Origin of the sequence: Roseateles terrae (assembly GCF_014192155.1) — a bacterium.
Classification (GTDB): Bacteria; Pseudomonadota; Gammaproteobacteria; order Burkholderiales; family Burkholderiaceae_C; genus Roseateles; species Roseateles terrae.
This window is the reverse complement of record NZ_JACHXO010000002.1, coordinates 141,231-154,008: the sequence shown is the minus strand read 5'-3', so window position 1 is coordinate 154,008 and position 12,778 is coordinate 141,231. Positions and strand designations below refer to the sequence as shown.

Here is a 12,778-nt window from a genome sequence, read left to right as displayed (position 1 = left end):
CCCCGCATCGACCAAAGTCACATCCACCCGCGCCGGATCCGTCGTAGGCTTGATGCTGGCCGGAGGCGACCCCGACGTTCGCGAAGCTTCGGCCCCAGACTGGACGGACTTCACGATGGCGCAATCAAACAAGCCCGGACCGCTGTGCGCGGCGGACGGCTGGCTCCCGGCTCGCACGCCGGGCACCTTGGGCATCCTGGACCACGGCGATCCCGATGTCTGCACCCGGCTCGGGGACACACCCGGGAGCCTGGGCCTCTTTGACCACGCGTTTCTCGACCTGCCGTGGCTGTCGCAGCAACCGGCGTCCGGTCCTTTGATGTGTCGTGCAGCGGACGGCACACCGGTGACCGGCGGCCCGGCCGGTGCCGATCGCATCACCGTCGAACAGCTGCGCAAGATCTTCCCGAAGGCGTCCAAGGATCTGCTGCAAAAGGTGGCCGACGAACTCAACTTCGACCTGAAGCTGTATGGGCTCAACACGCGCTTGCGCCGGGCGCATTTCTTTGCCCAGGTGCGGGAAGAGGGCGGGCCGGCATTGACCATCAAGAGCGAGAGTCTGGCCTACGGAGAGGCGGGCTTGAAAGACACCTTCAAGTACTACCGGGAGCATCCGAAGGAGGCGGTCACCGACGCCTATGAGAAGAACGCCAAAGGGAAAGTCATCCGTGCTGCGCAGCAGGAGCTGATTGGCAACAACGTGTATGCCAACCGCAATGGCAATGGCGACGCCAAGAGCGGTGACGGCTGGAAGTTTCGCGGTCGTGGCCTGATCCAGGTGACGGGACGTTCCAACTATGCCGCCGCCACGAAGCTGTACTGGAAGGTGTACAAGGACCGACAGGTGGATTTCGAAAAGACGCCGGAGCTGATGGGAGAATTTCCTTACGCGGTGCGCTCCGCCGTCTGCTTCTGGCTCGACCACAAACTCCATGAGTTGGCGGACATGGGCGACAAACCCGCGGATGTTGACCGCATCACGAAGGTCATCAACCTTCACACCAAAAGCTACGCGGCGCGCCGCGAAAATTTCACGACGACCCATGCCACATTCCAGTGATCTGCGTTCGCGTTTTCAAGGCGGTCTCCACCCGGTGCGCCGGGGCCTGACCCTGACGCTCATGATGGCGGCGGCCACGGCCGTGCAGGCGGCGGGCGCGCCCCCGACCCTGTGCAACGCACAGGAAGAGGTGCAGTTCTCCTGCTCGACCGGTGCGAAGACAGTGTCGCTGTGCGCGAGCCCAAGCAGCGGCACGATCGACGCGCTGACCTACCGATACGGTGTGCCCGGCAAGGTGGAAATGGAGTATGCCGCCACCAAAGCCAACGGCCAGGTGTTCTTCGCCACGGTGATGCCCGCGGCGCCGGACGCCCAGGTCAGCCAGGTGTGGTTTGACAAAGGCAACACCCGTTATCTGATGACCGAGTGCACCGGTGGCGAGTGTGTGAAACCGGCGGGCCTGGCGGTGCTGCGTGGCGACAAGGTGCTCATGAATGCTCGCTGCGTGCGAGATCCCGCCAATGACCTTGCCTGGTTCAACACCCGGCTGGTCGAGTTCGGCAACGACGCATCGCAGGTGAAGTCGTCAACGCCGCTGTTGCGCAGTGAAGAGACGGACAACAACATCTCGGAACTCTACAAAACGGGCAAGGCGCCGCGGTAAGCGCCGGGTGATCTGCCATCACTCGGCAGATGCGCCTCACACGCCCATGAAGTGCGCCGCCAGTCCGCGCGCCTTGAACTCGTGGACCACATGGTCCACGAACACCCGCACCTTCGTTGGCAGCAGCCGCCGACTGGCGTAATAGATACTCAGCGGCAAGCCGTTGCCCCACCAGTCCGGCAGCACCTGGACGAGGTCTCCGCTTCGCACCAGGGGCCGCGCATGCGGCGAGGGCATCAACGCCAGGCCCAGACCTGCGGCGGCGGCCCGTCCCATGGCTTCGGGGTCGTCCAGCACCAGGACCGGGCGCACCTCCGCGACCCCCGAGCGGCCTTCCGCATTGTTGAGCGTCCACGGGATCAGCCGTCCGGTCCGAAGCGACCGCCGCATCACCCCACGGTGACGGACCAGGTCTTCCGGCGTGCGTGGCAGCGGATGCTGTTCCAGATAACGGGGTGACGCCACCAGCACAAAACGCAGCGGCGTCAGTTCGCGCGAGATCAGGCCATCGGTCAGTTCGATGCCGCCGCCCACCGCCACATCAAATCCCTCCGCCACCAGCGCGACCTGCCGATTGTCGAAATGCAGGTCCGGCACGATGTCCGGGTAGCGCTGCAGGAAGCTGTCCAGCATCGGCAGCACATATTCCCTCCCGACCATCGGCGCCAGCGCGACCTTCAGCGGCCCCGCCGGTTGTCCGGCCCCTTGGCGCAGGTCGGCCAGCGCTTCGCCGATCTCCCCCCAGGGCAGACGCACCTGCGCATACAGGCGCTCCCCATCCGTGGTCAGGGCCAGGCTGCGGGTGCTGCGCTGAAACAGCCGCAGCCCCATGCGGGCTTCGAACTGCGCGACGCTTTTGCTCACCGCTGCAGGCGTCAAGCCCAGGCGACGACCGGCGGCCGAAAAGCTGCCTTCGTCCGCCGCGGCGATGAAGGCGTCCAGATGACTGCGAAGGTCGGTGAGCATGGAGCACAGCTTATCCGACTGGTTGAAAGTGATCGACAGGATTCGTGACTACCGCAATCAGGTGGCGGCGCCCACACTGTGATCACTGCTTCACTTCAACCCTCTGAAAGAGACCCATCATGAGCACCTCCCATACCCCTCTTCGCGGCCAGGTGGCCTTCATCCACGGCGGTTCCCGCGGCATCGGCGCGGCGACCGCCCGCCGGCTGGCCCGCGACGGCGCTGCCGTCGCCATCGGTTATGCCGCCTCCGCGAGCGCCGCGCAGGCGCTGGTGGAAGAAATTGTGGCCGCCGGCGGCCAGGCCATCGCCGTCAAGGCGGACGCCACCGACGCCGCCGCGCTCACCGCCGCCATTGACCAGGTGGCCGAGCGTCTGGGCCGGCTGGACATTCTGGTGAACAGCGCCGGTGTGCTGCATACCGGCCCCTTCGAAAACTTCTCGCTGGAGGACTTCGACCGCACGCTGACCGTCAACGTGCGCTCGGTATTTGTGGCCTCGCAAGCGGCGGCACGGCATATGAAGGAGGGCGGGCGCATCATCAACATCGGCAGCACCAATGCGCAGCGCATGCCGTTTGTGGGCGGCGCTGCCTATGCCATGAGCAAGTCGGCCCTCGTCGGCCTGGTCAAGGGCATGGCCCGCGACCTCGGCCCGCGCGGCATCACGGTCAATAACGTGGCTCCCGGTCCGGTGGACACGGAGATGAATCCGGAAGCCGGCGAGTTCGGCGCTGCGCTGCACGACCTGATGGCCCTGCGTCGCCATGCAAAGGTCGATGAGATCGCCGGCATGGTGGCTTATCTGGCCAGTGCTGAAGCGGCCTTTGTCACCGGCGCGGATCTGCTGATTGATGGTGGGTTCGCCGCCTGAGTTCACTCGCTTGGCGGGGCCGATGGACGTCGGCCCCGCAATGGTTCATCGGCCCCGCAATCGAGGGGTCTCCCCCTTAAGAACGAGGCGGGCTCTCCCAGCGCTCCGGCAGAATCGCGCGCTTTGTGTCGTTGTAGACACATTTAGACAACAAAACGTCGCAATGCGGCGCGGCCACACGAGCCGGCGAGGGAGAGGAATCGATGCTGATGGCAACAGGCGCTCGTGCGTCCGGATGGGCTGCGCGCTGCGTGGCAGGGATCATGCTGGTGCTGCTGAGCGCCTGCGGGGGTGGGGGTGGCGGCGGTGCAGGACCCGATGCGGGGCCGGGCGGCACGCAGGCGCGCCTCGGGGTGGTGATTTCCGAGGCCAGCGGCAAGGCAACACTCATCGGTGAGCCGGCCACCTTCACCGCCACAGCTTACGGCGGGCGGGGGCCCTACAGCTATCGTTGGACCTTTGTCGATGGGACGGAAACCGAGCGTGCCGAGGGCACCATCAGCCACGTCTTCACCATCACGGGCTCGCAGCAGGTCTTGGTGGTGGTCAAGGACGCCACGGGCAACACCGCACGCGCCACCACCACCATCAACGTGGAGGATCGTTCTGGCCTGACCTTGTGGGTACCGCCCAGCCTGTCCGTGGGCCAGCCGCTGGCGCCGCAGATCAACGTCGACAACAGCACGGTGGTGGCGCTGGACTGGGATCTGGGGGACGGCCGCACGGCACAAGGCAAAGCGCCGGCCTTGGCCTACTTCAACAAAGGCCAGTACGTCCTCACCCTGGTGGCCACCTACAGCAATGGCGTCAAGCGGACGGCCACCGCGACCGTGAATGTCGACACCGACGCCCCGGCACTGAGCGTCAGCATTCCCGCCGGCAATATCTACCCCGGCAACTACGTGACGATCAAGGTCGGTCCCGACCTGCGCACATTTGAAAGCCTGCACCTGTTTGTGAACGGCAAGGATGCCGGCTACACCTCCACCGGCTTCTCCCTGCCCAAGGCCGGTACGTACGAGGTCCGCTTCGAGCGCACCAATGCGACCGGTGCAATCGCCTCCGCCAGTCTCGCCGTGACCGTGCTGGATCCGGTCCCACCGTCCGGCCTGGCGCTGCAAATGCCAGCGGCCACCACCAGCACGCTGGAACGCTGGGCCACGCAGCAGTTCTCGGTCAAGGTGGCGGTCGGAGATGGCAACCACGGCAACAAGTACCAGTGGGATTTCGGTGATGGTCAGACGGAGAGTTCCGAGTACAACACCTGGATCAATCACACCTACCGCGCCGCCGGGGTGTACACGCTGACGCTGACGGCGACGAACGATTACGGACTGTCGGCCACGGCCACCGGCACGGTGGTGGTGGGCCCACGGCAGGAAATCACCTTGCTGGCAGGGCAGGGCGTGGTGGGCACGCAGGTGGACGGGCCGGCGCTGCAGGCCAGGTTCATGCAGCCACAGGCCCTCGCTTTCGACGCTTCCTCGAACCTCTTCATCAACGACTACGCCAACGCCGCACTGCGCAAGCTGTCGGTGGACGGAAACGTCAGTACGGTGAAGATGCCCAGCTACTGCAGCGCCGGGTACAGCCGGCAGATGGCGCTGGCACCTTACGGCGACGGCAATATTGACGTCTACTCGTCCTGCGGAGGTCTGGTGCGTCTCTATCCAGGCGCTCCCTCCATTGATCAGAACAGCATCGCCTACCCTGTCGGGTCGGAGGTGTCGATCACGCAGATGGCTCGCGCGCCCGACGGCGCGCTGGTGATGGCGGGCTCCGGGGTGCTGCGCCGCCTGGAAACCGATGGCCGCGTCACGTATCTGGCTGGCGTGCTCAATACCAGCGGCGGTCTGGACGGCACCGGTGCCAATGCCACGTTCGACAGCATCCGTGGCATCGGGTTCGACAATTCGGGCCAGCTGTACGTAGCCGACTACCTGCGTATCCGCAAGGTGACTTCGACCGGCGAGGTGACGACGCTCGCAGGCCAACAGACGTGGAGCACCGGCTTTGACGGCCAAGGAACGTCCGCCGCGTTTGGTCCCATCAAGGACATGTCGGTCGCTTCGGACGGGACGATGTATGTCTTGCAGGAGAACGGTGCGATTCGTCAGGTCACAGCGGCGGGCGCGGTCACGACGCTCCCGGTCGCTGCCGACAACAGCCTGAGCGGCATCGCGGTGGCGCCCAATGGCACGCTGGTGGTGAGCCGTGCCGGCACCGATGCGGTCTACAAGGTGCAGCCCAACGGCTCACTGACCTTGCTGGCGGGGATTCCGCCCACACGTGCCCGGGTGGACGGGCGCGGCAATGCGGCGGTCTTCTGGGAGACGCAGGGGGTGGCGGAGGGTCCGAGCGGCGCCTTGTATGTCGCAGACAGCAACAACCACGCGCTGCGCAAGGTCCTGCGCGACGGCACCGTCACCACACTGGCCGTCTTCTCGTCCAACGGTGTGCAGGTCTACGGCTCCACGCCGTTCTATCAGGGCGTGCCCATGCTCGGCGAGGTGGCCGTGGATGCCCAGGAGAACGTTTATGTGGCGGATGCCTTCATGAACGTGATCCGCAAGGTGGCGCCGGATGGCACCCAATCCATCCTGGCGGGCCAGCCTGGCAGCAGCGGATACGCCAACGGGCCCGCCCAGCAGGCGCTGTTCTATTCGCCGCTCGGCGTGGCGGTGGATGCTGCCGGCAATGTGTATGTGAGCGACCTGACCCACACCATCCGCAAGATCTCGCCGGCGGGTGTCGTGTCGCTTGTGGCGGGTGTGCCCCGGACGGCGGACCTGCGCAACGGGGCGGCCAGTCAGGCCAACTTCAACTTCCCCACGCATCTGGCCGCAGCCGCGGACGGCACCCTGTACGTGGCCGACTACGGCAACAACGTGGTGCGCAAGATCACGCCGGAGGGGGAGGTGTCCACGGTGGCTGGACGGCGGGGGGCCAGCTGCAGCATTGACGGACCGCTGGGGACCAACTGCACCCCGCAGCCGATGGGGCTGTCGCTGGACACGGTCAATGGCGATCTCTACATCGCCACGTCGGTGGGGGTGATGCGTCTGCGTCCGGACGGCTGGGTGGAGGAGCTCATGCAAAGCAACAACTACCCCTACGGGCGCCGCACCAACCTGGGCCCCATCTACGGCTACAACACCTGGATTGCCAGTCCGCAGTCGGTGGCGGTGTTGTCGGACCGGCAGCTGGCCATCACGACCGGTGACGCGGTGCTGGTGACGTCCTTCAAGCCCTGAGGCGCTCAGCCGTAGATGTAGCTCTGCAATTGGGCAATGGTCATCTCATCGTCCGCGATGATGTCGTTCATCAGATCGCGGATGGACAACATGCCGATGACCTTGTCGCCTTCCATCACCGGCAGGTGCCGGATCTTGCGTTGGCTCATCAGGCTCATGCAGTCCCGCATCTCGGTGGTGGGTTTGACCACCAGCACGTTGGGCGTCATCACCTCGCTGACCGTGGTGTGGCGCGAGTCGCGGCCTTGCAGGGCGATCTTGCGGGTGTAGTCGCGTTCGGAAAAGATGCCGAGCAGGCGGTCCTCCTGCATCACCAGCAGGGCGCCCACATCGTGCTCGGCGAGCAGGTGCAGCGCGTCAAACACGGTGGCATCGGGCGTGATGCGCCAGACGCTGGGGCCGCGGTTCTTCAGCAGTTCGGACACCGGTTTCATGGATCCTCCTGACCTGTCGACGAATGAGGCGTCACGCCGTCCGGATCGACGGCGAGCGCATGAAATTCAAGCCGGATGAGTCAGATCGCGCAGATGCGTGGGACCGGCCCGGCGCTCGATCTCTGCGAGCAATTCCCGACCCCATCCCAGCGCGAACAGCGCCTCGCCGACCACGAACATCGGCCCGACCAGCAGCCCGATCAGATCGTCGACGAACGCCGGCTTGCGGCCTTCGTAATAGTGGCCGACGAACTGGATCACCCAGCCGACGATGAAGCTGCCCAGTCCCCAGCCCAGCCAGCTCGCCGTGGTGCCGGCGGCCAGCGGATGGGCCAGCGCCATCAGGATGGCATTGACCAGCGCGGTGGCCAGGCCCAGCACCAGATTGCCGCGGGTGAGGTACCACAGTGTCGCGGCGGCCCAGGCCAGCCAGCCCAGGGTCACGGTGTAGTCGCCGACATGAAACTCGCCCCGGGCCAGCAGCACGCCCACCGCAAACACGATCAGCGGAATGCCGACGAAGTGGGTGGCGATATTGCGGCGGTCGCGGTGATAGGCCGCGTACTGGGCCATCAGATCAGTGGCTTGACGAGCCATGGCGTGTCTCCAGATTGCGTTTGAACAATGCTAGTGCGAGTCCGGCCGGAATGGCGATCAAAATGCAGAAATTCGAACTCTCGGTTATCCCTATGCGGTGCCACTTGCGTGACAGAGGTCCCCGAACGGCTTTTCGTTGGGCGAGCCGCCTCGTGTTTATCGGCCTTCTGGCGAGTCAGGCGGCCTGCACGTCCACGGTGCCCGATACCGCCGGGAAAACGGCCGCGACCGCTGGTTCCGACTCCGGCTCTGCGTCCCTCGCTTCCTGTGGCGACTGGCTTCGATTGCAGCAAGCGGGCGAGGGCCGTCTCTATGCATTCGACCCGGCGCGAAGCACGCTGCGCATCCTCGTCTACCGGGGTGGAAGACTTGCGTCGCTGGGCCACAACCATGTCATTGCTGCAGAGCAGCATGCGGTGGGACAGGTGTATCTGCCACGCGACGGATTGGCCACGGCCGGCGCCGAACTCAGTTTTCGGCTGGACCAGCTGGTGCTGGACGCTCCGGCGTGGCGCACGGCGATGGGAAGTGACTTTGCCAAGATCTTGTCCGAGGCGGACATTGCTGGCACTCGGGCCAACATGCTGAAGGGGCTGGACGCCGAGCAGTTCCCGGTGGTGACCGCAGTGACGCGTACGGTGGAGGGGGGCTGGCCGCGCCTGGTGCTGCGGCTGGACGTGACCCTTCACGGCGAGACGCGCACGCTGGACATGCCGGTGGAGGCGGTGAGACCTGAGGGGGAGGGCCCGCTGAAGGCCCGCGGGCGGCTGGTGCTGCGTCAGACGGACTTTGGCATTCAGCCGTTCACGGTACTGGGTGGACTTCTGGCGATTCAGGATCCGCTGACGATTGAAGTCGATCTGAGTGCGCGGCCGGCGACAGCGTGCCAACCTCGGACATCCGCGTAGTGGAACGGCGGGGAACGGTCGGGACACTGCGTCCGGCTGAAGTCCCTTGGAGTGAGTTGCGTGTGAGTCCTGCAGGGGCCTGAGAGCGATTTGCGCGTGTGGACAGGGCAGGGTGTACGACGGTTGCAGGTCTTGATGGGGGAAAGCCATGCTGATCGCCTCACCGCGCATCGTCGCAGGGCTGGCGTGAGGAATGGGCAGGGCCGGGTGCCTTTTGCGTAAGTAAAGAAGGGAATGGCCGGCGTAGCCGGACAGGAATGACATGGAGCAAAAGGTGCCCGGCCCTGCGCATTCCGTCCGCAGTGCTCGGTCCACAGGCCTCGGTGCTTGGTCCTCGGTCTCAATCGTCCGCCACGCCCTCCGAGCGCATCGCAAGGCGATCAGCCGCGCAATTCGAGACTCATCAAGTCCTTCGCCACATACCGCCCGTCGCTCAACCGGATCGCCCTGGGCAGATGCCCATACCGGCTGAATCCAAAGCTCCGATAGAGCGCCATCGCCGGTGCATTTCCGGCGCTCACGCTCAAGGTCACGACCTCCAGCACCGGCTCCCGTCGCAGCAACGCAAGCGCCTGTCCCAACAGCTCCCGCCCGATCCCGCGGCCTTGATGGGCATCCAGCACCATCATTCCCACCAGATGCGCCACATGCCGCACCTTCAGACGAGCTTCATGCTCGCAGGTCAACGCACCCACCAGCTCATCGCCGATCCAGCCGCCCAGCGTGAACAGCGCGTGTCCACCCGCCTGCGGATGCAGTCGGTGCCGATAGCTCGCGGCCTCCCGCAGCAGCTCTGTCGCCGCATCCGACGTGAACGCGGCCTCATGCCGGGCCAGCATGGTGTCCCGCAACTGCTTGTAGGCCGGCAAATCGTGCTCGGTCAGCAATCGCAGCGTCAGGCCTGGAGCGGCATCCCCGGGCGGGGTATCGCGGGGCGGTGCATCACGGGGCGGTGCATCACGGGGCGGGGTAGGGGCGCTCAAGCTGACTCCGGTCGTTGATGTTGGCAAAGGCGTGATCATCCTCTGGCCGGTCGAAGGCGACCTCGGCCAGCGGCAACGTGCGCAGCCAGGCTTCCACCCGGCGTTCTCCGTCCATCAGGGCTTGCCGCAGCGAGGCCTGATGTCGAGTATGGATCACACTCGCCAGCGGCTGGCTGCGCAGCGGGGTGCCCGGTGCCTCGCGGCCCCAGGCCATCGCGCTGTCCAGGGACGCCGCGGCTTGCGCCGTGACGGGGAGCGCGTCAGGGAACGTGCCCGAGCCGGTGCCTGGGCGCGTCAATGCCGCCATCAATCGGCTCAGCAGGTCTTTCGGCAGCCACGGACTGTCCCCGCTTACGCAAAGCAGCCAGTGATCCCCCGAATGATCCGCCGGCTCACACGCCAGACCCTCGGTCTGACCGCCTGCCTGACTATCATTCAGACCACCGGACAGACGCCCCCCTGCACGGCTGACAGCCTCCATCCCCGCCAGCATCCCTGCCAGCGGACCCTGAAAGTCGGACAGCCCATCCGCCACCACCGGATACCCTAGCGCGGCGTACACCTCGTGATGCCGGTTGGCGCTGATCAGCACCCTCCCACCCACCTGCGGCGCCATGCGATCCAGCACATGCTGGACCAGTGGCCGCCCCTGGAAGACCTCCAGCGGCTTGTCCACCCCGCCCATCCGGCTGCCGCGCCCTCCGCAGAGGATCAGTGCCGTGACCCGGTCGGCCGACATCATCCGCCGATGTAGTGCATTTCCACGCGGCGCGCGCCGCCCGCCTCGCTCGGCGGCAGGGACGCCCGCACCTCGGAATACCGATCCGACCGCCGCCCCCACAGCGCCGCCAGCGCCGCGCTGATCTCCGCATCACTGCGCGGCGGCAGGTCACCCTGCCCACGGATCAGCGCACGCAGATCGTGCCCTTGCGACGCAAACAGACAGGTATAGAGCTGCCCCTCGGTCGACAGGCGCGCCCGATTGCAGTCCCCGCAGAACGCCTGGGTCACGCTCGAGATCAACCCGATCTCTCCGCTCCCGTCAGCATAGCCCCAGCGCGTGGCCGTCTCGCCCTCGGCGGTGGGCGCCAGCGGTACCAGGTCCACCTCGCTGCGCAGCCGCGCCAGCACTTCGGACGAGGGCAGCACCTCGTCCATTCGCCAGCCGTTGCTCATGCCCACATCCATGTATTCAATGAACCGCAGCGTCACCCCGGTGCCCCGGAAATGCCGCGCCATTGGCAGGATCTGATCGTCATTCGTTCCGCGCTTGACCACCATGTTGACCTTCACCGGCGCCAGCCCCACCGCCTGGGCGGTCTCGATGCCGTGCAGCACATCGGCCACCGGAAAGTCCACATCGTTCATGCGACGGAAGATGCCGTCATCCAGCGCATCCAGGCTCACCGTCACTCGCTGCAGCCCGGCATCCTTCAGGGCCTGCGCCTTGCGGGCGAGCAGCGACCCGTTGGTGGTCAGGGTCAGATCCAGCGGCTCGCCCTGCGGCGTGCGTAGCGCGGCCAATTGCGCGATCAGCGATTCAATGTTGCGCCGCAGCAGCGGCTCGCCCCCGGTGATGCGCAGCTTCTGCACCCCAAGCCCCGCAAAAACACCGGCCAGCCGCGTGATCTCTTCAAAGCTCAGCAGCTCCCGATGCGGCAGGAATTGATAGTGCTTGTCGAAGACTTCCTTCGGCATGCAGTAGCTGCAACGGAAATTGCAGCGGTCCGTGACCGAGATGCGCAGATCCCGCAATGGACGGCCTCGCGCGTCCAGCGGGCTGTGGCCCGAAGGTGTGGCGGGGAGGGGGGACGGAATGGCGGGAATGCGGCCCGCCTGTCTCACATCGAGCAGGGGAATGACGGCGTCGGTCATGGGGCGATTGTGCCGCCCCTGCAGCAACCTCATGAAGTCAGGGGCCGGCAATATCAATGAATGCGGGATGAATGCCGCAGCAAGGCAAGCGCGAGTGTCCCGAACCTGTAGGACTTGTCACTTGCGCGACGGCGCAGGAGTCGATTGAATCGCGACCATGACCTTCGCCCCCACGCCTGTGCTGCATGCTGATCTCGCCAGCTTCGTGTCGTTTGGTGAAGCGCTGACCGACATGCGACGGGTCGGCCCCACCGAATGGCGCAGCCATTGCGGCGGCTCCCCCTGGAAGGTGGCGATTGCCGCTTCGCGTCTCGGACAGCTGAGCGCCTTTGCCGGCGGCATCAGCAAGGACGCCTTTGGCCAGGACCTCTGGCGGTGCAGCGTCGATGCGGCGCTGGACCTGCGTTTCATCCAGCAGTTCGCCCGCTCACCGCTGATGGCCTTCCTGCACGAGCCGGTGCCGGCGTCCTTCCTCTATGTGGGTGACGACAGCGCGGACCTCCACTTCCGCCCGCATGCACTGCCGGCCGGCTGGCGTCATGCCGTCCGGTGGGCCCATTTCGGCTCCATCAGCCTGACGCGTGAACCGCTGGCCGCACGGCTGGTGGCGCTGGCGGAGTCGCTCAAGGACGAAGGGGTGCACATCAGCTACGACCCCAACTACCGCCTGAGCATGGATTCGCGCTATGACCGCACGCTGGAGCGCCTGTGCCGCATCGCCGATGTGATCCGCGTGACGGAGGATGATCTCTGCGGCCTGTTCCGCGCTCGGGACTATCACCTGGGGCTGGGCCAGCTCGCCGCGTGGAATCCCAAGGCGATCGTGCTGCTGACCCTGCGGGACCGGGGCGCCCAGCTCTTCCATCCCAAGGGCGATGTGAGCGTCTGCGGTTCCACGCTCGAGGCGGTGCCCGACCCCTTTCACCGCCTGGACGTGGCGGACGCCACCACCGCCGGGCTGCTCTTCAGCTTGATCCGCTTCCCGGCCGGCAGTCCGGAAGACCATTTGCGCTGGGCCGTCGCGGCGGGTGCGGCTGCTGCCACCGAGCAGGGCGTGCACGGCCTGACGCCGCGCCGTGTGGAAGATCTGGTGACCCAGGTGCAGGTGGCGCGGACCGAGCTCGCCTGAAGCCAGGCGCCACGCCGGCGCAGGGGGGGGCCATGCCCCGCGCCTCCATGACTCCGTACAAACCCTGAGGTTTTGGACTTGCTTGGGACCTGGGTT

12 protein-coding genes are annotated in these 12,778 nt (G+C 66.0%); 6 read left to right on the top strand and 6 right to left on the bottom strand.

The genetic code is table 11. The annotated features are described in order from the left end of the window. The first annotated feature begins 115 nt into the window (after positions 1-115). Both FHS28_RS07095 and FHS28_RS07090 read left to right on the top strand, forming a co-directional pair. Positions 116-1,060 (top strand): glycoside hydrolase family 19 protein, encoded by a 945-nt coding sequence (locus tag FHS28_RS07095; protein ID WP_184294334.1) that lies wholly within the window; start codon positions 116-118, stop codon positions 1,058-1,060. After that, positions 1,044-1,664 carry a hypothetical protein gene (locus FHS28_RS07090; protein WP_184294332.1) on the top strand — a complete coding sequence of 207 codons (621 nt, stop codon included), beginning with the start codon at positions 1,044-1,046 and terminating at the stop codon, positions 1,662-1,664. The genes FHS28_RS07095 and FHS28_RS07090 overlap by 17 nt, the downstream gene beginning before the upstream one ends. 36 nt (positions 1,665-1,700) lie before the next feature. On the opposite strand, the gene FHS28_RS07085 is transcribed toward FHS28_RS07090, so the two are convergent. After that, complete coding sequence (locus FHS28_RS07085; protein ID WP_088449930.1) at positions 1,701-2,630, bottom strand: LysR family transcriptional regulator; 930 nt, start codon at positions 2,628-2,630, stop codon at positions 1,701-1,703. 119 nt (positions 2,631-2,749) lie between these two features. Here FHS28_RS07085 and FHS28_RS07080 point away from each other — a divergent pair, with 119 nt between their 5' ends. Then, entirely contained in the window at positions 2,750-3,502 is a 753-nt protein-coding gene (locus tag FHS28_RS07080) for an SDR family oxidoreductase (RefSeq protein WP_088449929.1), read from the top strand. Between the two features lie 209 nt (positions 3,503-3,711). After that, positions 3,712-6,756, top strand: coding sequence for a PKD domain-containing protein (locus tag FHS28_RS07075; RefSeq protein ID WP_184294330.1), 3,045 nt, complete (start codon positions 3,712-3,714; stop codon positions 6,754-6,756). A gap of 5 nt (positions 6,757-6,761) precedes the next feature. On the opposite strand, the gene FHS28_RS07070 is transcribed toward FHS28_RS07075, so the two are convergent. Beyond that, positions 6,762-7,190, bottom strand: coding sequence for a CBS domain-containing protein (locus tag FHS28_RS07070; protein ID WP_088449927.1), 429 nt, complete (start codon positions 7,188-7,190; stop codon positions 6,762-6,764). A gap of 66 nt (positions 7,191-7,256) precedes the next feature. Continuing rightward, the gene (locus FHS28_RS07065) at positions 7,257-7,787 is read right to left on the bottom strand and encodes an Mpo1 family 2-hydroxy fatty acid dioxygenase (RefSeq protein WP_088449926.1); all 531 of its coding nucleotides are present in this window, start codon (positions 7,785-7,787) and stop codon (positions 7,257-7,259) included. Positions 7,788-7,939: 152 nt separating this feature from the next. Between FHS28_RS07065 and FHS28_RS24570 the strand changes: the two genes are divergently transcribed. Further along, positions 7,940-8,695, top strand: a complete 756-nt coding sequence (locus tag FHS28_RS24570) for a YceI family protein (RefSeq protein WP_184294328.1) — start codon at positions 7,940-7,942, stop codon at positions 8,693-8,695. Between the two features lie 380 nt (positions 8,696-9,075). Here the strand turns inward: FHS28_RS24570 and FHS28_RS07055 are convergent, their stop codons facing one another. From FHS28_RS07055 to moaA, 3 genes are read right to left on the bottom strand one after another with little or no spacing between them, the layout of a single operon-like run. After that, the gene (locus FHS28_RS07055; protein ID WP_246409706.1) at positions 9,076-9,678 is read right to left on the bottom strand and encodes a GNAT family N-acetyltransferase; all 603 of its coding nucleotides are present in this window, start codon (positions 9,676-9,678) and stop codon (positions 9,076-9,078) included. Continuing rightward, positions 9,653-10,420, bottom strand: a complete 768-nt coding sequence (gene mobA, locus FHS28_RS07050; RefSeq protein ID WP_088449923.1) for a molybdenum cofactor guanylyltransferase — start codon at positions 10,418-10,420, stop codon at positions 9,653-9,655. Before mobA ends, FHS28_RS07055 begins: the two co-directional genes overlap by 26 nt. Continuing rightward, complete coding sequence (gene moaA / locus FHS28_RS07045) at positions 10,417-11,553, bottom strand: GTP 3',8-cyclase MoaA (RefSeq protein WP_088449922.1); 1,137 nt, start codon at positions 11,551-11,553, stop codon at positions 10,417-10,419. Before moaA ends, mobA begins: the two co-directional genes overlap by 4 nt. 157 nt (positions 11,554-11,710) lie before the next feature. On the opposite strand from moaA, the gene FHS28_RS07040 reads away from it, so the two are divergent. Then, positions 11,711-12,682: a PfkB family carbohydrate kinase gene (locus FHS28_RS07040; protein WP_088449921.1), complete on the top strand. Its 972-nt coding sequence runs from the start codon at positions 11,711-11,713 to the stop codon at positions 12,680-12,682. Positions 12,683-12,778 lie beyond the last annotated feature (96 nt).

Coding starts and splice junctions, on each gene's coding strand:
- moaA (WP_088449922.1), bottom strand. CDS start 11,553: ATGACCGACGCCGTCATTCCCCTGCTCGATGTGAGACAGGCGGGCCGC.
- FHS28_RS07065 (WP_088449926.1), bottom strand. CDS start 7,787: ATGGCTCGTCAAGCCACTGATCTGATGGCCCAGTACGCGGCCTATCAC.
- FHS28_RS07075 (WP_184294330.1), top strand. CDS start 3,712: ATGGCAACAGGCGCTCGTGCGTCCGGATGGGCTGCGCGCTGCGTGGCA.
- FHS28_RS07095 (WP_184294334.1), top strand. CDS start 116: ATGGCGCAATCAAACAAGCCCGGACCGCTGTGCGCGGCGGACGGCTGG.
- FHS28_RS07040 (WP_088449921.1), top strand. CDS start 11,711: ATGACCTTCGCCCCCACGCCTGTGCTGCATGCTGATCTCGCCAGCTTC.
- mobA (WP_088449923.1), bottom strand. CDS start 10,420: ATGATGTCGGCCGACCGGGTCACGGCACTGATCCTCTGCGGAGGGCGC.
- FHS28_RS07070 (WP_088449927.1), bottom strand. CDS start 7,190: ATGAAACCGGTGTCCGAACTGCTGAAGAACCGCGGCCCCAGCGTCTGG.
- FHS28_RS07080 (WP_088449929.1), top strand. CDS start 2,750: ATGAGCACCTCCCATACCCCTCTTCGCGGCCAGGTGGCCTTCATCCAC.
- FHS28_RS07090 (WP_184294332.1), top strand. CDS start 1,044: ATGCCACATTCCAGTGATCTGCGTTCGCGTTTTCAAGGCGGTCTCCAC.
- FHS28_RS07085 (WP_088449930.1), bottom strand. CDS start 2,630: ATGCTCACCGACCTTCGCAGTCATCTGGACGCCTTCATCGCCGCGGCG.